Source organism: Nonomuraea sp. NPDC049725 (assembly GCF_040674795.1).
Lineage (GTDB): Bacteria > Actinomycetota > Actinomycetes > Streptosporangiales > Streptosporangiaceae > Nonomuraea > Nonomuraea ceibae.
Genome location: NZ_JBFANJ010000005.1, coordinates 363,223 through 384,106 on the forward strand (window position 1 = coordinate 363,223; position 20,884 = coordinate 384,106).

Annotated in this window: 16 protein-coding genes and 1 riboswitch; of the genes, 7 read left to right on the forward strand and 9 right to left on the reverse strand. The window is 73.3% G+C overall.

Annotated features, from left to right (window positions below):
- Nucleotides 1-17: 17 nt before the first annotated feature.
- Nucleotides 18-785 (reverse strand): metallophosphoesterase, encoded by a 768-nt coding sequence (locus tag AB0J53_RS15930; protein WP_364172472.1) that lies wholly within the window; start codon nt 783-785, stop codon nt 18-20.
- A gap of 139 nt (nt 786-924) precedes the next feature.
- Here AB0J53_RS15930 and AB0J53_RS15935 point away from each other — a divergent pair, with 139 nt between their 5' ends.
- The 4 genes from AB0J53_RS15935 (at nt 925) to AB0J53_RS15950 (ending at nt 5,894) form a co-directional block, all read left to right on the forward strand.
- Nucleotides 925-2,679 carry an AMP-dependent synthetase/ligase gene (locus AB0J53_RS15935; RefSeq protein ID WP_364172475.1) on the forward strand — a complete coding sequence of 585 codons (1,755 nt, stop codon included), beginning with the start codon at nt 925-927 and terminating at the stop codon, nt 2,677-2,679.
- A 169-nt stretch (nt 2,680-2,848) separates the two neighbouring features.
- Nucleotides 2,849-4,144 carry an ABC transporter substrate-binding protein gene (locus AB0J53_RS15940; RefSeq protein ID WP_364172478.1) on the forward strand — a complete coding sequence of 432 codons (1,296 nt, stop codon included), beginning with the start codon at nt 2,849-2,851 and terminating at the stop codon, nt 4,142-4,144.
- A complete protein-coding gene (locus AB0J53_RS15945) occupies nt 4,144-5,016 on the forward strand; it encodes a sugar ABC transporter permease (protein ID WP_364172481.1) in 873 nt (290 codons plus the stop codon). The genes AB0J53_RS15940 and AB0J53_RS15945 overlap by 1 nt, the downstream gene beginning before the upstream one ends.
- On the forward strand, nt 5,013-5,894 hold the full coding sequence (locus AB0J53_RS15950) for a carbohydrate ABC transporter permease (protein WP_364172484.1): 882 nt from the start codon (nt 5,013-5,015) through the stop codon (nt 5,892-5,894). The genes AB0J53_RS15945 and AB0J53_RS15950 overlap by 4 nt, the downstream gene beginning before the upstream one ends.
- 14 nt (nt 5,895-5,908) lie before the next feature.
- Here the strand turns inward: AB0J53_RS15950 and AB0J53_RS15955 are convergent, their stop codons facing one another.
- From AB0J53_RS15955 to AB0J53_RS15990, 8 genes are all read right to left on the reverse strand, one after another.
- Nucleotides 5,909-6,997 carry a glycosyltransferase family 4 protein gene (locus tag AB0J53_RS15955; protein ID WP_364172487.1) on the reverse strand — a complete coding sequence of 363 codons (1,089 nt, stop codon included), beginning with the start codon at nt 6,995-6,997 and terminating at the stop codon, nt 5,909-5,911.
- Nucleotides 6,994-8,406 (reverse strand): M48 family metallopeptidase, encoded by a 1,413-nt coding sequence (locus AB0J53_RS15960; protein WP_364172490.1) that lies wholly within the window; start codon nt 8,404-8,406, stop codon nt 6,994-6,996. The genes AB0J53_RS15955 and AB0J53_RS15960 overlap by 4 nt, the downstream gene beginning before the upstream one ends.
- A gap of 11 nt (nt 8,407-8,417) precedes the next feature.
- Nucleotides 8,418-9,389 (reverse strand): hypothetical protein, encoded by a 972-nt coding sequence (locus AB0J53_RS15965; RefSeq protein ID WP_364172493.1) that lies wholly within the window; start codon nt 9,387-9,389, stop codon nt 8,418-8,420.
- A 101-nt stretch (nt 9,390-9,490) separates the two neighbouring features.
- Complete coding sequence (locus AB0J53_RS15970) at nt 9,491-9,985, reverse strand: C40 family peptidase (RefSeq protein ID WP_364172496.1); 495 nt, start codon at nt 9,983-9,985, stop codon at nt 9,491-9,493.
- A gap of 76 nt (nt 9,986-10,061) precedes the next feature.
- Nucleotides 10,062-10,221: riboswitch (cyclic di-AMP (ydaO/yuaA leader) on the reverse strand.
- A 266-nt stretch (nt 10,222-10,487) separates the two neighbouring features.
- Nucleotides 10,488-11,462, reverse strand: coding sequence for an NlpC/P60 family protein (locus AB0J53_RS15975; RefSeq protein ID WP_364172499.1), 975 nt, complete (start codon nt 11,460-11,462; stop codon nt 10,488-10,490).
- An 84-nt stretch (nt 11,463-11,546) separates the two neighbouring features.
- Entirely contained in the window at nt 11,547-12,779 is a 1,233-nt protein-coding gene (locus AB0J53_RS15980) for an NYN domain-containing protein (RefSeq protein WP_246646282.1), read from the reverse strand.
- A 773-nt stretch (nt 12,780-13,552) separates the two neighbouring features.
- On the reverse strand, nt 13,553-14,242 hold the full coding sequence (locus AB0J53_RS15985) for a response regulator transcription factor (RefSeq protein WP_364172504.1): 690 nt from the start codon (nt 14,240-14,242) through the stop codon (nt 13,553-13,555).
- 385 nt (nt 14,243-14,627) lie between these two features.
- Complete coding sequence (locus tag AB0J53_RS15990; protein ID WP_364172507.1) at nt 14,628-16,076, reverse strand: histidine kinase; 1,449 nt, start codon at nt 16,074-16,076, stop codon at nt 14,628-14,630.
- 288 nt (nt 16,077-16,364) lie between these two features.
- On the opposite strand from AB0J53_RS15990, the gene AB0J53_RS15995 reads away from it, so the two are divergent.
- From AB0J53_RS15995 to AB0J53_RS16005, 3 genes are read left to right on the forward strand one after another with little or no spacing between them, the layout of a single operon-like run.
- Nucleotides 16,365-17,027 (forward strand): ATP-binding cassette domain-containing protein, encoded by a 663-nt coding sequence (locus AB0J53_RS15995; protein WP_364172509.1) that lies wholly within the window; start codon nt 16,365-16,367, stop codon nt 17,025-17,027.
- Nucleotides 17,028-17,058: 31 nt separating this feature from the next.
- Entirely contained in the window at nt 17,059-17,889 is an 831-nt protein-coding gene (locus AB0J53_RS16000; protein ID WP_364172512.1) for an ATP-binding cassette domain-containing protein, read from the forward strand.
- Entirely contained in the window at nt 17,886-20,882 is a 2,997-nt protein-coding gene (locus AB0J53_RS16005; RefSeq protein ID WP_364172515.1) for an FtsX-like permease family protein, read from the forward strand. Before AB0J53_RS16000 ends, AB0J53_RS16005 begins: the two co-directional genes overlap by 4 nt.
- Nucleotides 20,883-20,884 lie beyond the last annotated feature (2 nt).

Sequence of the window (20,884 nt, forward strand, 5' to 3'; positions counted from 1 at the left end):
CCAAGATACTGGGCCGCTCACCATTCGAGGATGTACGGAACGCCCTTTCCCCGGAAATGGCCCACGTTCACGCATTCGGTGCGGCCGATGCGCAGGCGCGGGTAGAGCGGCTGGTGGACGTGGCCGAACAGGGCGTAGCGCGGCTGGGTCCGCCTGATCAGCTCCAGCGTGGCCTCGCTCCCCCGCTCGAAGCGCCGGGCGACCACGTCGTAGAGCAGCTCGGGCACGGCGGGCGGGATGTGGCAGCACAGCACGTCGACCTCGCCGAGCGCCTCGACCTTGGCGGCGTACGCCTCGTCGCTGATCTCGTACGGGGTGCGGTAGGGGGTCTTGAGCCCGCCGCCGACGAACCCGAAGCGCAGCCCGCCGATCTCCGCCGTCTCCCCGTCGAGCACCTGGTGGCCGGGGCGCAGGTAGTCGGCCCACAGGCGCGGGATGTCGACGTTGCCGTAGGTGAGATAGGCGGGCGCGGGCATGGCGGCGAACAGGTCGCGGTACTGGGCGCGCACGTTGCGCTCGATGTGCTCGCGCGGGTCGCCGTCGAGGCTCGCCCACAGCGCCGCCGACATGGCCCTGGCCTCGTCGAAGCGCTTGGCCGTGCGCAGCGCGATGAACCGGGCGGCCTGCTCGGCGCCGAACAGGTCGGCGAAGATGCCCTGCGCGTGGTCGTCGTAGTCGATGAACAGGATCAGGTCGCCGAGACAGATGAGCGCGTCGGCGCCGTCGCCCGCCCGCGCCAGCGCGTCCGCCCTGCCGTGCACGTCACTGACCACGTGGACCCTCATGGGCCGATCCTATGAACAACGGCTGCTAGCGTGATGAATGCCCTTCATCACGTCTGGATGACGAACCTACCGGCGCGTAACTTGTCGCGGTAACGTCCAGCGCATACCCAGAAGCGTGCACCCGACTAGGAGTGGATCCGTGCGCGAGTACAGCGTCCCGGTGCTGGTGGATGTGCCTGCCGCCGCCTGCCTGCCCGACACCGTGTTCCGGCGGGGCGAGCAGGAGCCCGGCCGGGTCGTCATGCGCCGCAAGCAGGACGACGCCTGGCCGGTCGTCACGGCGGGCGAGTTCCGCGACCAGGTGGTGGCGCTGGCCCGCGGCCTCGTCGCGGCCGGCATCGAGCACGGCGACCGGGTGGCGCTGATGTCGCGCACCCGCTACGAGTGGACGCTCATCGACTACGCGATCTGGTCGATCGGCGCGGTGACCGTGCCGGTGTACGAGACCTCCTCGGCCGAGCAGGTCCGCTGGATCCTCGCCGACAGCGGCGCCAAGGCCGTCTTCGTCGAGCTCGACACGCACGAGGAGACCGTGCGCGAGGCCGCCCCCGACCTCAAGCTCGTGTGGCGGGTCGACGCCGGCCCCGAGGGCGCCGACGTGGAGGAGGCCGCGGTGCACGAGCGGCGCTCCCTGGTGTGCGCCGCCGACCTGGCCACGATCGTCTACACCTCGGGCACCACCGGCCGGCCCAAGGGCTGCCGGATCACCCACGACAACCTGCTGTTCACCGCCGTCAACGTGCTGCGCGGGCCGCTGGAGCCGCTGTTCGCCGCCAAGGACCCGGCGGCGCTGCTGTTCCTGCCGCTGGCGCACATCTTCGCGCGGATGATCCAGGTGGTGCTCGTCGAGGCGGGCGCGATCATGGCGCACACCCCGAACATGAAGAACGTCGCCCCCGACCTCCAGGACTTCAAGCCCACGTTCCTGCTCGGCGTGCCGCGCGTCTTCGAGAAGGTCTACAACGCCGCCGAGCAGAAGGCCATCGCGGGCGGCAAGGGCAAGATCTTCGCCCGCGCCGTCGACGTGGCCGTGGCCTGGAGCAAGGCCGAGAGCTCCGGCGGCGCCCCCCTCGGCCTGCGGCTGCGGCGGGCGCTGTTCGACAAGCTCGTGTACGGCAAGCTGCGCGCGGCCACCGGCGGCAGGCTCACCGCGGCGGTGTCGGGCGGATCGGCGCTCGGCGACCGGCTCGGCCACTTCTTCCGCGGCGTCGGCATCGAGGTGTACGAGGGCTACGGGCTCACCGAGACCTCGGCCCCCTGCTCGGTCAACATGCCGGGCGCCAACAAGATCGGCACGGTCGGCAAGCCGCTGCCCGGCGTGACGCTGCGCATCGGCGACGACGGCGAGATCCTGGCCCGGGGCCGCAACGTGTTCGCCGGCTACTGGAACAACGACGAGGCCACCGCCGAGGCGATCGACGAGGCCGGCTGGTACCACACCGGCGACGTCGGCGAGCTCGACGCCGACGGCTACCTGCGCATCACCGGGCGCAAGAAGGAGATCCTGGTGACGGCCGCGGGCAAGAACGTCGCCCCCGGGCCGCTCGAGGACTCCCTGCGCGCCCACCCGCTCATCTCGCAGGCCATGCTCGTCGGCGACGGCCGGCCGTTCGTCGGCGCGCTCGTCACGCTCGACCCCGAGGCGCTGGAGCAGTGGTCGTCCGGCAACGGCCGCCCCGCCGACCCGCGCACCGACCCGCGCATCCTGGCCGAGGTGCAGGGCGCGGTCGACCGGGCCAACGCCATGGTGTCGAAGGCGGAGCAGATCAAGAAGTTCACGATCCTGGCCGCCGACCTCACCGAGGAGACCGGCCACCTGACCCCCACCCTCAAGGTCAAGCGCAACCTCGTCATGCGCGACTTCAACCCCGAGATCGAGGCCCTGTACGGGTAGCCTCGCCGACCGATCGGTTCGGAGGCCGTCGGCCCGTGGGAGCGGGTTCGGCGGCCTCTTCGGCGTTCGTGGGGCGGAAACGCACACGTTGACAGTTTGAAATGGTGCGTTTTCGATGAAGGGTGAGTGAACTCGGGGGAACTTGAGGGTCCGGCAAGGAGGAACCATCATGGACCAACGTCCGCCACTCTCCCGCCGCAATCTCCTGATAGGGGCCGCCGCCGCGTTCGGCGTGCCCGCCGTCCTGGCCGGGTGCGGCTCCGGCGCGCCCGCGCCCGGCGGCAGCACGACCGGCGGCACCGGCGCCGGGGCCGGCGCCGTCACGCTGGGTTCCAACGCCTCGGACGAGGTGCCGAAGAAGTCACTGGAGACTGTGCTGAAGGGCTTCACCCCCGGCCAGGTGAAGGTCAACACGGTGGACCACAACACCTTCCAGGAGAACATCAACCGCTACCTGCGCGGCACCCCGGACGACGTGTTCACCTGGTTCGCGGGATACCGGATGCAGTTCTTCGCCGAGCAGGGCCTGGCGACGGACATCTCGGACGTGTGGCGGGAGATCGGGGCCGACTACACCCCGGCTTTCAAGGCGGCGTCGACGGGCACCGACGGCAAGCAGTACTTCGTGCCGTTCACGTACTATCCGTGGGCGGTCTTCTACCGCAAGAGCGTGTGGGAGGAGAAGGGGTACGAGCCTCCGAGGACGCTGGACGAGCTGACGGCGCTGTCGCGGCGGATGAAGGCCGACGGGCTGGTCCCGATCGCGTTCGCCGACAAGGACGGCTGGCCGGCGATGGGCACGTTCGACATCATCAACATGCGCACGAACGGCTACGACTTCCACATCGCGCTCATGGCCGGGAAGGAGTCGTGGACGGATCCCCGGGTGAAGCAGGTGTTCGAGACGTGGCGCGGGCTGCTGGAGCACCACCAGCCGGCCGCGCTGGGCCGCACCTGGCAGGAGGCGGCGCAGTCGCTGGCGGAGAAGAAGACCGGCATGTACCTGCTCGGCATGTTCGTCGCCCAGCAGTTCCCCGAGGCGGACCGGGACGACCTGGACTTCTTCACGTTCCCCGAGATCAACCCGGCCTACGGCACCGACTCGATCGACGCGCCCATCGACGGCTACATGGTCTCGGCCAAGGCCAGGAACGTCGACGGCGCCAAGGCGCTGATCAAGCACTTCGCCCAGGCGGCCGCGCAGAACGTGGCCACCGAGGCCGACCCCGGCACGCTGGCGGCCAGCTCCAAGGCCGACACCAGCGGCTACAGCGCGCTGCAGAAGCGCGGCGCCGAGCTGGTCTCGCAGGCGTCGCACATCGCCCAGTTCCTCGACCGTGACACCCGGCCCGACTTCGCCTCCACCGTGATGATCCCGTCGCTGCAGTCGTTCATCGACAAACCTGCCGAGATCGACTCCTTACTCGTGTCCATCGAGAAGCAGAAGGCCAACATCTTCCGTTGATGGCCGTCAAGACCCGTCGCTACTCCGCCCGCGACGTGACCGTGCTGGTCATCGGGCTGGGGGTGGCCGTCATCGCCAGCGTGGGCCTCGTCTGGGGGCCCACGCTCGCCTCCGTGGTGCTGTCCGCGACCGACTGGAACGGCTTCGGGCCGATCGAGTGGGTCGGCGGGCGCAACTACGGCGACCTGGCCGGCGAGTATCCGCCGTTCTGGTCGGCCGTGCGCAACAACGTCCTGTGGCTGGGCTTCCTCGGGCTGGTCGCGACCCCGTTCGGGCTGTTCTGCGCGGTGCTGCTGGACCGGCGGCTGCGGCTGTCGCGGTTCTACCAGAGCGCGCTCTACCTGCCGGTGGTGCTGTCGCTGGCCGTGGTCGGGTTCATCGCGCAGCTCGTCTACTCCACCGACTACGGCGTGCTGAACGCGGTCACCGGGCTGTCGGTCGACTGGCTGGGCGACCGGTCGGTCAACATCTGGGTGGTCATGGTCGCGGCGGCCTGGCGGCACGTCGGCTACGTGATGATCATCTACCTGGCGGGGCTGAAGGCCGTCGACCCGGCGCTGAAGGAGGCCGCGGCCATCGACGGGGCCAATGAGGCGCAGGCGTTCTTCCGGGTGGTGTTCCCGACGCTGCGGCCGGTCAACGTGATCGTGCTGGTGATCACGGTGATCGAGGCGCTGCGCGCGTTCGACATCGTCTACGCGATCAACAAGGGCCGCAACGGGCTCGAACTGCTGTCGGTGCTGGTCACGGAGAACATCGTGGGCGAGGCCAGCCGGATCGGGTTCGGCTCGGCGATCGCGGTGGTGCTGCTGGTGATCTCGCTGGGGTTCATCGTGACGTACCTGTCGCAGCTGTTCAGGGCGGAACGATGACGGCCCTCGCCCCGGCCCGGCGCCGGGCCAGGCCGCTGCGCGTCCTGCTGCACGCCTTCCTCGCGCTGGTGGCGCTGGGCTGGCTGCTGCCGCTGGCGCTGGCCGTGTACGCCTCGCTGCGCCCGTACGAGGAGACGGCCAGGCTCGGCTACTTCTCGCTGCCCGAAAGCCTCACGCTGGACTACTACGGGCAGGCGTGGAGCCAGGCCGAGCTGCCCCGCTACTACCTCAACACGCTGATCATCGTGATCCCGGCCCTGCTGCTGACGCTCTTCCTGGCCTCGTTCGCCGCCTTCGCCATCGCCCGGGCCAGGATCCCCGGGCGCCGGACCCTGCTCATCGTCTTCACCGCGGGCAACCTGCTGCCGCCGCAGGTGCTCATCACCCCGCTCTACACGCTCTACACGCTGGTCCCGCTGCCGCTGTGGCTGTCGGACTCCCAGGCGCTGTACGACTCCTACCTGGGGCTCATCCTCATCCATGTGGCGTTCCAGTTCGGGTTCTGCGTGTTCGTCCTGGCAAACTTCATGCGCACGATCCCGGAGGAGATCACCGAGGCGGCGCTGGTGGACGGGGCGAGCGTGTGGCGGCGCTACTGGAAGCTGACGCTGCCGCTGTGCCGCCCGGTGCTGGCGGCGCTGGCGACGTTGCAGTTCACCTGGATGTACAACGACTTCCTGTGGGCGCTGGTGCTCATGTCGTCGGGTGACAAGCTGCCCGTCACCTCGGCGCTGAACAACCTGCGCGGCCAGTTCTTCACCGACTACAACCTGCTGGCGGCCGGGTCGGTGCTGGTCGCGCTGCCGACGCTGATCGTCTTCCAGCTCCTGCACAAGCAGTTCGTCGCCGGGCTCACGCTCGGCTCCACGAAAGGGTGATCAGGCAGGGGTGATCACAAGAGGGCGCGGAAGCGGTCGGCGACCCGGTCCCACGACCATTCGGCGGCGATCCAGTCGCGGCCGGCCTCGCCCAGCTTCCGTGCCCGCTCGGGCGCGCTCAGCAGCTCGATCAGGGCCGCGGCCACCTCCCCGGTGTCGCGGCCGTCGACGACCAGGCCGGTCTCGCCGTGCCGCACCGCCTCGGGGGCGCCTCCGGACGCGCCCGCCACCACCGGCAGCCCCGTCGCCGACGCCTCCAGGAACACGATTCCGAGCCCTTCCACGTCGACCCCGCCCCACCGGGTACGGCACGGCATCGCGAACACGTCGCCGGCCGCGTAGTAGCCGGGCAGGTCGGCGGCCGGGACGCTGCCGGTGAACACGATCGACGGGCTGCCCGCGGCCAGCCGTTCCAGCCTGCGCCGGTGCGGGCCGCCGCCGACCAGCAGCAGCACCGCGCCCGGCACCTCGCGCAGGACCGTCGGCCAGGCTCTGATGAGCTGGTCCTGCCCCTTGCGCGGCACCAGCCGGGACACGCACACCACCACCGGCCCGCCGCCGGGCCGCCGGGGCTCCACGTCGGGCCGGAACTGCGTCACGTCCACGCCGGGGGCCAGCCGTACCAGCTTGTCCTCGGGGACGACCGGCGCCAGCCGGGCGCGGGTGTAGGGGCCGAGGTAGGTGACCACGTCGGCGTGGCCGGCGATGCGGCGCAGCACCGAGCGGAACACCGGCGCGCCCGCCCAGGACGCCTCGTGGCCGTGCGTGAGCATGACGATCCGCCGCGCGCCCGCCGCGCGCAGGCGCGGCGCGAGCAGGCCGAGCGGCGCCGCCGCGCCGAACACGACGGTGTCGGCGCCGTGCTCGGCCACCAGCCGCGCCGCCCGCCGGGCGACGGCGGGCGTCGGCAGCATCAGCCGGCCCGGGTGCCGGACGACCCGGTACGGCTGCCGCCGGTCGAACTCGGCGCAGCCGGGCCAGGCCGGAGCGTAGACGGCCACGCCGGGGGTGCGCAGGGCCAGGCCGTGCACGAACGACTGGATGCCGCCGGGGCGCGGCGGGAAGTCGTTGGTGACGACGACCACCCGGCGAGGTGCGCTCACGGCTGGGGGCGGCCGTTCAGCTCGGCCCAGGAGCGGGCCATGGCGATCCGCTGGGCAGCCGTGGGATGGGAGGCATAGAGCACATATTCCACCGCATCTGGCGACAAGTCGGAAATATTGGCTGTTGCCAGGCGTTTCTGCATCGCGACGAACGTCGCCGGGTCCCCCGTCAGGTCCAGGGCGTGCGCGTCGGCCCTGGCCTCGATGTGGCGGCTGATCACGTTCTGCGCCGGGCCGGACAGGAACGTCGCCAGCGTCATCAGCCCCAGCACCACGCCCACCGCCCGGGGATCGGTGATCGGCGCGCCGCCCGTACGCCGCCGTGCCGCTCCGAACACCAGGAACAGCAGGACCGCCCCCAGCGCCGCGCCGAGCGCCCCGACGAGCGTGCCGTGCAGCACGTCGCGGTCCTTCGCGTGGCCGAGCTCGTGCGCCACCACCAGCTCCACCTCGCGCGGCGGCGCCTTGAGCAGCGTGTCGTAGACGACGATCCGGCGGGTCGCGCCGAACCCCGAGACGTAGGCGTTCAGCGCGGTCGTCCGGCGCGAGGCGTCGGCCACCAGCACGTCCTCCACCGGCACCCCGTCACGCTCGGCCATCGCCATCAGGTTGGCGCGCAGCGGTGAGTCCGGCATGGCGTGGAAGTCGTTGAACACCGGCTCGAACACCACCGGGTAGACGAACGACGCCCCCACCGTCAGCGCGAACGCCCCGGCGGCGGCCGGGATCCACCAGCGCCGGATCCGCCGCGCCAGCGCCACCACGGCCAGCACCATGACGGCCAGCAGGGCCGCGTTGATGCCGACGCTCTTGAGCCGGTCGCCCGTCCAGGCCGCCCAGTCCTGCGTGGACAGCCCGAAGTCGCGCAGCACGCCCTCGAACCACATGCCGAGCGGCCACCGTACGGCCTCCTCGATCACCGTGAGCACGAGCACGCCCAGCAGCACCCGCGCCCACCACGGGCCCCGCAGCCATCCCAGCAGCCTCGCGCCGAGCGGCGTGGCCACGAGCAGCCCGGCGAACACCAGCGTGAGGCCCAGCGACAGGTAGCTCGGCACGCTGGTGGCCGCGTCGAACGCCTGCGAGCGGGCGATCTCGGCGGCGCCGAAGTCACGCGCCGGGTCGGGCGTCACCTCGGGCGCCCCGGCGGGCAGCGCCGTCCACGGCGTCGTGAACGCCACCACCCCGGCGATCACCGCCCCCAGCACGGCCAGCCCTGCCCCGGCCTCCCGCCGCAGCCTCACCTCACGCCCGCCCCCGTCGCCGGCGGCCCCGTCCCGTTCCCCGGCCACGTCCTCGTCCCCCGTCTCGGGCGACGGCTCGGCGACGTCCGCCCCCTGCAGGGCGCGGGTGGCGGGCGGGCCGACGTCCTGTTCGGTCGTCTCGCGCCGTTCCTGCCGGTCGTCCATGTCGCGTCCCCTCACGCCAGTCGGTCCCGGACGTACGCACGCCACAGCCGGGTCAGCGTGCCCGCCGAGATCCCCAGCGAGGCCAGCGCCCGGCCGGCGCCGTACGTCTGGGCATCACGGTAGAGCCTCACCAGGCTCTTCTCACCCCAGCGCGCGGCGACGAAGCGACACACCAGCCAGGCTTCCTGGTACGCGCGGGCGAGCCGGCCCGCGTCGGCCCCGGGGACGAAGTCGGCCGCGTCCGGCAGATCGGACGGCGTCCGCCCGGCCCGCACCTCGGCGGCCAGCTCGGCGGCGGCCACCTCGACGGGCAGCCCGGCGTCCCGGTAGGCCACGTAGTCGGCGAAGCCCTCATACAGCCAGACGGGCAGCCCGTCGGTCCCGGCGGCCACGTGGGTCAGCTCGTGGGCCAGCACGACGTCACGCCCGACCGGGGTGAGACGGGCGAAGTGCTCGGGCACCACGATCACGCGCCCCCGGTCGGCCACCGCCGCCAGCCCGTCGACCGACGCGACGCCCGCCAGCACGGCGGCCTCCCGCGCCGAGGCGGGCACCAGGACCACGGCCCGGACGTCACCGCCCAGCACTCCGCCGACCCGCCGCCCCGCGGTGTCGGCCCGGCGCGCCAGGTCCGCCAGCAGCCCGGGGGGCGCGTCCTGCCCGGCGACGAGCGACCGCTCACCGCGTACGACGTCGAGCCCGTCGCCCCAGCGCGCCCGCACGCCGGCGAGCACCCCCGCCTCGATGGCGGCGCCTCCCGGCCCCAGGACCGGCCCGGACCCCCCGGCCAGGGACGCCGCGACAACCAGCAGCACCACCGGCACGACCCGCCGGCGCCCCCGCGCGGACACCCTCCCGGACGTGCTGCCGGGCGCGCCGCCGGACGTGCTGCCGGACGTGCTGCCGGACGTGCTGCCGAGCCCCTTGCCGGACGTGCCGCCGGGCCCATTTCCAGGCCCGCTGCCGGACCCCCTGTCGGACACGCTGCCCGATCGTAGCCGCCGATCCTGAGCGTCAGCCCGGTCCGGAGCCCGGGAAGGCCGAAGGCCCCGTCCCGGGGCGGGGACGGGGCCTTCGGCGCAGGTCACAGACCGGGACGCACCGCGCCCGCGAACGACGCCTTGCGCCAGCCGCGAAGCTTCTCGACGCGCACACGCTGGCCCGTTCTCGGCGAGTGGACCATCTTGCCGTCGCCGACGTACATGCCCACGTGCCCGAGTCCGCGGAAGAACATCAGGTCACCCGGCTGCAGGTGCTTGTAGGAGACCTTCTTCCTGATGCGCGCGAACTGGCTGTTCGTCACGCGCGGGATCTTCACCCCGGCCTTCTTCCAGGCGTACTGGACGAGGCCGGAGCAGTCGAACGACCCGGGGCCGGTGGCGCCGTAACGGTACGGGTCGCCGATCTGCTTCTTGGCCACGGAGACGGCCTTGCGGGCCTTGGCCTTCTGCCGAGCGACCTTTGCCACCTTCGACGACTTGACGGACTTCTCCGTCTTGGTCACCGCGGTGGTGGCGAACTCATTCGTCGTCGCCGCCTGCGCCGTCGGGGCGTGGACGACCAGACCTCCGGCCGTCACGGTGATCAGCGCTACGCCACTCAGGGCGAGACGGGACAGACGGGGGTTGTGCGAGAGGGTAGACAGGATTGCTCCTAGGGGCTTCCACGAACGCCTACCGGGTTAGCTGACGGATTCGGGCCTGGAAGTCGCCCTACGGCGCTGAACGCGCCGATTCACCCCTGATCACCGCGTACGGGATCGTTGGGTCCCCGGCTCCGTGCCTCCTGGCTGCACGGACTCGGCAGGCCACCGCCGCGTCTTCGCGCCTCGGGGGCGCTGGCCGCGGTGACCGGCGGATGGTTCTCTCTGTCGAACATCGGGGGACCCGATGGTGACCGGCGGGCGTCCTGGCTGGAACGCCGCGACGCCAGAAGTTACGCCGAAAAGTCACGTAATGGCAAAGCCTGAGTAAGCGAGTAAAGATCAGACACGCCGGGAGTCAGGTCCTCATCCCCCGCCGGAGCAGCGGGTTTCGTTACCCAAGTGTGACCCTCCTCACACTTGGGCCGACCCCGTCTTGTCAGGGGCGTACGGCGCCCACGAGGCGGCGCCCGTACGACGAGAGTGTGACCACCTTCACCACGTCACCCGTCTGCGGCGCATGCACGATCTTGCCGCCGCCCGCGTAGATGCTCACGTGCCCGAGGCCCTCGCTGAAGATCAGGTCGCCGGGCTCCAGCGCGTTGAGCGACACCTTGCGGCTGGCGCCCCACGACCACTGCTGCCAGGTCGTGCGCGGCAGCGACACGCCACCGGCCCGCCAGGCGGCCTGCGTGAGCCCCGAGCAGTCGTAGCCGCCCGGCCCGGTGCCGCCGAACACGTACGGCTTGCCGACCTGCGCGTACGCGAAGCGCAGCACGGCCGCCGCGTTGCCCGAGGCGGGACCCGTGTACTTGAGGCCGGTGCTGTTGGGATTGCCCGCCTTGTACGCGCCCAGCCGGTCGAGGAGCTTCTTCTGGTCCTTGATGAGGTCCAGGATCTCCGCCCGGTCCTTCTTGACCGCGTCCCGCTCCTTGTCGGCCGCGGCCAGCGCCTCCTCGGCGCGGTCACGGTCGGTCTTCAGCCCCTGATTGGCCCGGTCGAACGCGGCGAGCTTCTGGGTGCGCTCCTGCGCGAGCTGCCCGCGTAACGCCATCCCATACAGCAGATCGGCCGGATCGTCGCTGGTCATCATGGTGGGCAGGGTCGAGAAGTCGCCCCCCAGCTTGTACGTCTCGACGGCCATGTTGACGACCTCACCGCGCAGATCCGCGACGGTCGCCAGCTTGCGCTTGTACGTGTCGTTCAGCCGGCTGTAGCGCGCCTTGGCCTCTTTGTACTTCTCGGTGGCCGTGTTGTAGCGGTCCACGACCTTGTCGGCCTTGTCGTTGAGCTTGTCGAGCTTCGCTCTCGCCTGCGCGAGAGTCGGCTTGGGATCGGCCAGCACCCCTCCGACGGGGGTCATCACCAGTCCGAACACCAGACCCGCGGCCAGCGGCACCCGGCCCAACCTCACAGCGTCGCCTCCCAGGGGATCATCCTCGGGGCGAAATAGTACAGAAGTGGCGAGTAATCCTCACCTAAACGCCATATTCGTCATCTAGGCGCGACCGAGCCGCCTCAGCAGCAGCGCGGACGGCACGGGCCTGGCGCCCATCCGCCTGACGGACTCGGCCACCTCGCGGTCGGAGGACACCACGGCGATCGCCCGGCCGGGCGGCTCGGCCCGGACGAGCTGGCGGATCAGGTCGTCGGCGATCTCACCCGGCGCGCTGAACAGCACCCGCACCCCGCGCGGCGCCACCACCTGCACCGGAGAGTTGAGCTCGGCGCCGTCGAACACCACGGTCACCTCGACGCGCGTCTGCGCGACCAGCCCGCCGAGCCCGGTCATCAGGCGGGCGCGCTGGTCGGCGAGCGTGAGCGTGCCGTAGCCGGACTTGGTCACGTTGTAGCCGTCGATGATCAGATGCACCTGCGGCAGCGCCAGAAGCTGATCGAGCAGCTGCGGGTCGTCGTCGGCCAGCGCGCGGGCGGGCACGCCGCGCACACCCGGCCGCTCACCGGTGAGCGCCGCGACCGAGTCGGCCGGCCGGCTGATCATGGTGGGCAGCGCCAGCTCCCTGCGCAGCCCCGCCGAGGCGTCCTGCAACGCGTCGAGCAGCACCCGGATGCGCGCGTCCTCGACGCTGCGCCCCTCACGCGCGGCCCGGCGCGAGGCTTCGAGCTGCTTCTCCACGTCGGCCAGGCGCTCACGCAGCCGCCGCAGCTCCGACTCCCCCGCGCTGCCGGCGGCCGTGGCCGCGTGCCTGGCCTCCTCGGCGGCCTGCTCCATCTCCTCGGCCCGCCGCACCGCGCCCTTCGCGCGCTCGCGGGCCTCGTGCAGCTTGCGGCGCAGCTCGGAGTTCTCGCCGCGGGCCGCCTTCAACTGCTCGCGCAGCCGCTCGGCCTCCTCCTTGGCCGCGCTCTTCTGCGCGGCGAGCTGCTCGCGCAGCCGGGAGACGACCTCCTCGCGCTCCGACCCCTCGGCCGCGGCGGCGGACTGCTCCAGATCGGCGCGGGCCGACTCCACCATGTCGGCCCAGCCAGGTGGCCGCGTGAGATAAGCCGCGGCGGCGACCAGCACCGGATCGGCGGCGGGCGGCACGTTCCCCTCGGCCAGCGAGGCCACCAGCTCCGGCCAGCCGGAGGCCACCGACTCGGCGACCACCTCGCGGAACTTCTTGTCGTTCTCCAACTGCGCGGCGATCGGCGCACTGCCCAGCCGGGCACGCTTACGCGGGTCGAACTTGGCGATGCCGCGCAACGGCGCCGGCACCGCCACAGCGGGCATCGAACCGAGAACCTGGGCCGCGAGGTCGACCACATTGAGCCGCACCTGCTCGGGAAGCGGGCGAGACAGGCCTTCACCCGCTGAACTCATCCCACTGTCCCTTCATGACATGCCCTTTCAGACAAGGGTACGGCTGCCCGCTACCTGTCCGTAACGGCCACCCATGATGGGACAAGCGCTCGTCCAAGCCTCGCACCCCCACACGCCGCCCCCACAGGCCCCAGCAGCACCCCCTCCGAACCCGGCACAGCCCGCACAGGCCCGACCACAGCACGCAGGGGGCCGGACACGGCACTCTCCCCCCTCCCTGGGACCGGACGCAACACCCCCGGGCCCGACACTCCGCGTAGCCGACACGGCAACCCCAGGGCCCACACGGCACCCGCCGGTGCCCACACGGCGCTGCCGGGACTCCGCACAGTCCCCAGGGAACCTGCACAGCATCCCCCGGACCCCGCACGGCACTCCCGGCCTTGACACCCCCGCGCCCGGGCACCCCTGCGCCCGAAACCCTCGGACCGGCACGGCACCCCCTGGCCGGGTAGGACATCCCCGGACCCGGCACGGCACCCTCCTGGCCTGCAGGGCACCCTCCGGACCCGGCACGGCCCTCGCGGACCCGACACCCACGCCCCAGCCTCGGCACGGCGCCCCAGCCCCGCCCCCAAATCCCCGCCCCCAGCCTCGCCTCCGGCCGGTACGCCTCACGGACCGGTGGCCGCCTGGACGGCTCCGGCGCGACAGAACCCGGGAAAGCTGGAATCCCAGCCCCGTCAGCTCGCGTCGTAGACCAGCAGCGCGATCTGGACCCGGTTGTTCAGCGCCAGTTTGGTAAGGATGCGCGAAACATGCGCCTTGACCGTGGGCACGCTCATGTACAGCTCGCGGCCGATCTCCGCGTTGGACCTGCCCCGCCCGACCGCCAGCGCCACCTCACGCTCGCGCTCGCTGAGCCGAGACAGCAGCCCGCGCGCCCGCTCGACCCGTCCGACAGCGCCGCCGTGCGACACGTGGGTGATGAGCTGCCGGGTGACAGCGGGCGACAGGATCGGCTCCCCCGCGGCCACCTTCCTGATCGCGGCCACCAGCTCGACGGGCGGGATGTCCTTGAGCAGGAACCCGGCGGCACCCGCGCGCAGCGCCCGCAGCACCTGCGCGTCGGCGTGGAAGGTGGTCAGCACCACGACCTCCGGCGGCGCCTTGGTCGCCCGCAGCGCCTCGGTCGCGGCCAGCCCGTCGACGCCGGGCATCCGGATGTCCATCAGCACCACGTCGGGCCGGTGCTCGGCGACCAGCGGCGGCACCTGCGCCCCGTCACCCGCCTCCCCCACGATCTCGATCCCGTCCACGCCGCCCAGGATCATCGCCAGCCCGGCCCGCACCAGCGCGTCATCATCAACGATCAGCACCCGGATCGACCCAGCCGCCGACCCGGCCGTCGGCCCACTCCTTGACTCGCTCATCACCCCGCCTGTCGCCCCTATCAGCCCGCTCACCGCCCCGGCCGTCACCCCGTTCTCCGCCCCGCCCATGGCCCCGGGAGATGGCCCAGCGACCGGCCCTGGAACCCGCTGTGGGAACGGTCCGGAGATCGGTTCGGCGGCCGCCCTGGCATCGCTCCGAGGACCGGTCCGGAGGCCGACCCGGCGGCCCTCCTTGGGATCGGCATGGAGGTCAGTTGGGCGACCGGTCCGAAGGTCGGCCCGGCGGCCCGCCCTGGGATCGGTCTGGAGGTTGCTCCGGGGACCGGGCCGGAGGCCGAGCGGCAGGTCGGCCCGGAGGCCGGGCAGGACGTCTGCCTGGGGGTCGGGAGGGAGGTCGGTTCGGGAACCCGGCCGGTCGGGTCCATCATGCGCTCTCCTCTGGGCAAGGCCACGGCAGCCAGGCGCGCACCACGAACTCGCCGTCCGGCGTCGGCCCGTGCTCCAACCGGCCGCCAGCGAGCTCAGCCCGCTCGGCCAGCCCGATGAGCCCCGCCCCGGCCCCCGGGATGCGGGCGGCATGCCGCGACCCGAGTGCGTTGTGCCTGGACCCCAGCGCGTTGCGTACCTCGGCCGACAGCCCACGCCCCGGCGCACCCGCCACCGTCACGGTGGCCGGTGCCCCGCCCGCATGCTTGCGCGCGTTGGTGAGCGCCTCCTGCACGATCCGGAAGACGTTGCGCCCCAGCGCCTCGGGCAACCGCTGCCCTCCGTACGGCGCGCGCACTCCGGGCGACGCGGGTCCCTCGGACGGCGCAGGCCCTCCAGCGGCCGGTCCGACAGGGGGCGCGCCGGCAGGAAGGGCGGCGGGCACGTCGGCAGGCACGATGGCGGGCACGGCAACGGGCGCGTCCATGGACACAACGACAGGCGCGGCGGCGCGTACGTCGGAGGGCGCTTCTGCGGACACGTCGGCAGGCGGGTCCACGTGCAGGTCGAGGCGGACGTCGAGGCCGGCGCGGCGGCATTCGGCCACCAGGGCGGGGAGGTCGTCAAGGGTGGGCTGGGGGCGGTCGGGGACGGGGTCGTCGGCGGGCGCGCCGGAGTGGCGCAGCACCCCGATGACCTCCCGCAGGTCCTGGAGCGCCTGGTGGGCGCCCTGGCGGATGGCGCCGGCGGCGCGGGCGACCTCGGCCTCCGGCGCCCCGGGGCGGAACTCGAGCGCGCCGGCGTGCAGGCTGAGCATCGACAGGCGGTGCGCGAGCACGTCGTGCATCTCGCGGGCGATCCGCTCGCGCTCCAGCCGTCTGGCCTCCTCGGCGGCCCCGTCGGCGCGCTGCCGGAGGGACCAGACGAGCTGCCGCCTGGCCCGTATGACGATGCCCCAGGCGAACACGGTCAGCAGGATCGCCAGCCCGAAGACGAACGTGCCGAGCCAGCCGAGCTCGGCGTCGGGCCAGATCATCGCGTTGGGCGCCAGGGTGAGGACGCCGAGCAGCGCGACCGGCCCGGAGATCTTGAACGGCCGGTGGACGGCGACGGTGAACAGGGCGACCACGGCCGCCCCGCCGATGAGCAGCAGCGAGGAGGAGAGCGTCAAGGTGACCAGCGCGAGCGCGACCGGCCATCGGCGGCGCAGCCAGACGGCGAGGCAGGACAGCACGCCCAGCGCCTGCTCGACGGCCTGGACGGGCTCGGGCGCGTCGCGGATCTCGGCGAGGGTCATCAGGGTCAGGCCGCAGGCGCCGAGGAAGAGCGTGAGGTCGACGATCCAGTCTCGCGTCGAGCGGCGCACGGGCCGGCCCGCGCCGCCGTCGCCGAGCAGCACGGACGGCAGGGCCCACCGGTATTCGGGGGCGTGCTCGGGTCCGTTCACGTTTCCCGAGGTTATGCGGTGGGCGCGGGCGGGCGGTAGCGACCAAAGTCGATGCTTCCCCCTGACCTGGGTCGGCCCCCACCGCGTCACCGGGCGGCGAAGCAGCGGGCCGCCCCGGTCGTGAGCCGCGCGAATCCCCGTCGGTCCTGCCCAGGCCCCTGTGCTGGGCAGGCGTGCTCGCGCGGCTCACGTATTGCTTGCTGACATAACCGTATTTGTCACGCTTGCAGGGGAGTTGCAGGATCTTTAACTGTTGACGTACGCCCCCGGCTGGCGGAGGATCTCCGCGTGGCGCCCGGACCGGTGATCTCGTGCCGCGCTCTCACCTGCCGTGCGGGCGGCCGCACGGTCGTCGAGGAGCTGTCGCTCGACCTGGGCGAGGGCGAGCGGGTCGCGCTCATGGGCCCGTCCGGGTCGGGCAAGACGACCCTTCTCACGACGCTCGCCGGGCTGGCGCCGCCGGTGGCGGGCCGGGTGCTGGTGGGCGGCGTGCCGCTGGACGAGCAGCCGGGGCTGCGGGCCGGGCTGGCGCTCGTCTTCCAGTCGTACGGCCTGCTGAGCCTGCTCACGGCGGCCGAGAACGTCGAGGTGGCGTTGCGCGCGGCCGGCCGGTCGCCGCGTGAGGCGATGCGGCTGGCGGCGGAGGCGCTGGAGCGGCTGCGGGTGGAGAGGTTCGCCGATCACCTGGTGGAGGAGCTGTCCGGCGGCCAGCAGCAGCGGGTGGCGGTGGCCAGGGCGCTGGCGTTGCGCCCGGTGGCGCTGCTGGCCGACGAGCCGACGGCCGAGCAGGACGCCGGGCACCGGGAGGTCGTGCTGGAGGAGCTGCTGGCGGCGGCCGGCGACGGCGTCGCGCTGCTGATCGCGACCCACGACCCCGAGGTGGCCGAGCGGTGCGACCGGGTGGTCGAGCTCCGCGCGCCCCGGGCCCGGCAGGCGGTGGGCGGCCCGTGATCACGAACCCGGGCGCGACCGGGAGCGGCCCATGAGCCCGACGAGTCCCACGAGCATGGTGCGCTGCGACGGGGTCGTGCAGATCTACCGGGCCCGCGACGTCGAGGTGGTCGCGCTGCGCGACGTGGACCTGGTGATCGACGCGGGCGAAACGGTGGCGCTGCTGGGCCCGTCCGGGGCGGGCAAGTCGACGCTGCTGTGGCTGCTGGCGGGGCTGTTGCGGCCGAGCGCCGGGCGGCTGTGGCTGGACGGCGTGGAGGTGGGCCGGCTCGACCAGCGCCGCCTGGACCGGCTGCGCGCCCGGCGGATCGGCACCGTGCTGCAGAACCCGGCCCGCAACCTGATCGGCTACCTGCCGGCCGCGCAGAACGTGGCGTTCGCCCAGCGGGCGGTCAGGCGGGATCGCGGCAGGGTGCGTGAGCTGCTGCGCCGGGTCGGCCTGGACGATGCGGGCAACCGGCCGGCGAACCGGATGTCGGGCGGCGAGCAGCAGCGGCTGGCCCTGGCGGTGGCGCTGGCGAACGCGCCCGCGCTCCTGCTGGCCGACGAGCCCACGAGCCAGCTCGACGCCGCCTCGGGGGCGCGGGTGATCGAGCTGATCAAGCACGCGGCGCAGGCCGACGGCACGACGGCGGTGGTGGTGACGCACGACGTGGCGGTCAGCGAGGCGCTGAGCCGTACGGTGACGATCCGCGACGGCCGGGTCGGCTCGGAGGGCAGGCGCGGCGAGGACCTGGTGGTGGTCGGCCGGGAGGGCGCGGTGCAGGTGCCGCCGGAGTTCCACCATCTGCTCCCGCCCGGCTCGATGGCCCGCATCGAGCCGCTGGACGACGGCATCGTGCTCAGGAGGGCCGGCTCGTGATCCTGCGCGGCCTGTGGGAACGCCGTACGCTCTCGCTGGTCGTGCTGCTCATCGCCGTCGTGCCGATCGCCTGCGCGGCGGTGGGCCCGATCTACACGGCGGCGGCCGCCACCACGGTGGTCCGTGACGCGCTGATGGCGGCGCCGGTGGACGGGCGCGGCTGGCGTTACACGACCAGGACCGGCGGCATCCAGGCGAAGGCCGCCGCGCTGACGGCGTCGTTCACGGCCGCCCCGGTGTACGGGATGGAGATCTCCAGCGGCGACGCCGACCTGTCGAGGGAGCTCTCGTACACCCTGGTGTGGCAGGACGGCCAGTGCGAGCGCCTGCGGCCGGTCGAGGGCCGCTGCCCCCGGGCGGCGGGCGAGGTGATGGCGAGCCGGGCGTCGGGGATGGCGGTCGGCTCCGAGGTGCGGCTGGCGGCGCTGGTCAGGCGCGAGCCCGGCACCACGGAGCTGCGGCCCGCGCCGCTGAAGGTCGTGGGCGTCTACGGGCACGAGTCGGCGGGCGACCCGTTCTGGTTCGGCCGCTCGCTGACCACGCCCGGGGGCGAGAGCGGTTCGTCGCGGATCGACCCGCTGTTCACGGTGCCGCAGACGCGCGAGGAGACGGCCGTCGCGGGTGCCGCGCTGACGGCGGACCCGGCGCAGCGTGGCGGGTGGACCGACTACGCCATCGTCACCGTCGACGCGGGGCGCGTCCTCGGCTCCGACCTGGGCGCGCTGACGGCCCTGCAGGCGGCGGCCGACACGGCGGGCCGCGAGACCGACGACATCGTCTACTCACGGATGCCCGTCACGCTGCGGGCGATGACGACGAGCTCGGAGACGCTCGGCGTGCCGACGCTGCTGGTGTCGGCGCAGCTCGTGGGGCTGGCCTGGCTGCTGCTGTTCCAGACCGTGGGCGATCTGGTACGGGCGCGCGGCGCGGAGATCGCGCTGGCCCGGCTGCGCGGTCACGGCCGGGCGCGGGTGTGGCGGTTCGCGCTGGCCGAGCCGCTGCTGCTGCTCGCGCTGGCCGTGCCGCTCGGGCTGGCGGCGGGGCTGCTGGCCGCGCGGGCGATGGTGGAGGCGCTGCTGCCGCCGGGCATCCCCGCCGTGTTCCCGGCGCAGGCGGCGTACGCGGGGCTGGCCGCGACGGCGGGTGGCCTGATGGCGGCGGTCGTGTCGGCCTGGCGGGTGGCGACGCGCCCGGTCACCGAGGAGTGGCGGCGCACACCGCGCCGCAGCGCGCGCGGCTGGGTGCCGGACGCGGTCGTGCTGGTGGTGACGGCGCTCGGCCTGGTCGAGCTGCTGGCGGGCGGGGTGATCAGCGACACGACGGGGCAGTCCTCCAGCGCGCTGGCCGTACCCGGCCTGATGGCGCTGGGCGTGGCGCTGCTGGCCGCGCGCGGGCTGCCGGTGCTGGCGCGCCGGCTGTTCGGCCTCACCCGGCGGCGGGGCGGCCTCGGCCCGTTCCTGGCGTTGCGGCAGGTGGCGCGCGGGCCGGTCACCACGGGGAGCGTGATCGTGCTCGGCACGGCGTTCGGGCTGGCGACGTTCGCGGTGTCGGCGTGGACGGCCACGTCCGCCGACTACCGGCGGGCCGCCGCCTTCCACAACGGCGCCCCGGCGGCGATCACGGTCCAGCCGGTCGGGCCGCGCGCGTTCGCCGACGCGGTGGAAGCCGCCGACCCGGGCGGCACGGCAGCCCCGGTGATCAAGGTGCCGGGCCCGCCCCAGCTGATCGCCACGGACCCGGAACGGCTGGCCCGCGTCGCGACCTGGGACCCGGAGCTGGCCGGAGGGGTGCGGCTGGCAGAGGCGGCCGCGGCGCTGCCCGGCCCCGGGACGCCCAGGGTCATGGTGAGCGGCGACCGGTTCCGGCTCACCGCCCGCCATGACGTGCCGCCCGAGGGCTGGCAGGTGCGGCTGTTCGCCACGTTCCGCATCCCGGACCGGCTCAAGCCCGCCGCGATCCCGCTCGGCGTCCTGCGCCCGGCCGGCGGCGGCTCGTACGCGTGGAACCTGCCGCTGTCCTGCCGTGACGCGCCGTGCGAGCTGCGCCGGGTGCACGCCGAGTTCACCCCGCTGGACGAGCAGGCGACGATCCCGCGGATGGAGGTCGTCGTGACGCGGCTGGAGCTCCGGGACGAGGGCCGCTGGCAGCGCGTCCCCACCCCGCGCTGGCGGGTGGACGGCGACCCGGACCGTGACGACGGCGGCTTCGTCGTCTCGCTCCAGAACAACCAGACGCTCCGGCCCGCCACCTACGATCCCCGGCCGGCCGCCGTGGTCGTCGGCGTGGGCGCCAAGCTGGTGCCGGGCCTGGACCACGCCTTCGCCACGGGCGTGCGGGCGGTCGCGACGGCCTCGGCCGCGCCCGGCCTGACCGGGCCCGGCGTCGTGATGGACCTGGAACAGGCCGACCGGATCGCGTACGGGGTGCACGAGCAGGCCGTCTACCAGGTGTGGACCCGTGCGGCGGGCGTCCCGGCGCTGGAGCGGGCGCTGCGCGAGCAGGGGCTCACCGTGGTCTCCACCCGCTACGAGAGCGAGGTGGCCGCCGCCTTCGTCCGGCAGGGTCCGGGGCTGGCCCTGGTCCTGCTGCTGATCTCCGCGCTGGCCGCCGCCTCGCTCGCGCTCGGCCGCACCGTGCTGGCGCTGCACACGGCGGCCAAGCGGCGCGGCTACGAGCTGGCCGCGCTGGAGGCGTCCGGCGCGAAGGTGGCGGCGCTGCGCGTGGCGCTGCTGCTGGAGCAGCTCATCACGGCGGCGGCCGGCACGCTGGCCGGGCTGGTCGCCGGGCTGCTCGCGGCCGGGGCCGCGCTGGGCCGGATCCCGCAGTTCGCCGAGCCGCTGGTGACGCCGCCGCTCGCGCACGACGTGGCGGCGGCGCCCGTGGCGCTGCTCACGGGCGCCGGCCTGCTGGCCGCCCTGCTGTGCGCGGTCGCCGTGTCGGAGGCGCTGCTGCGCGGCATCCGCGTGGAACGCCTGCGCGACACCCCCGCGTGAGG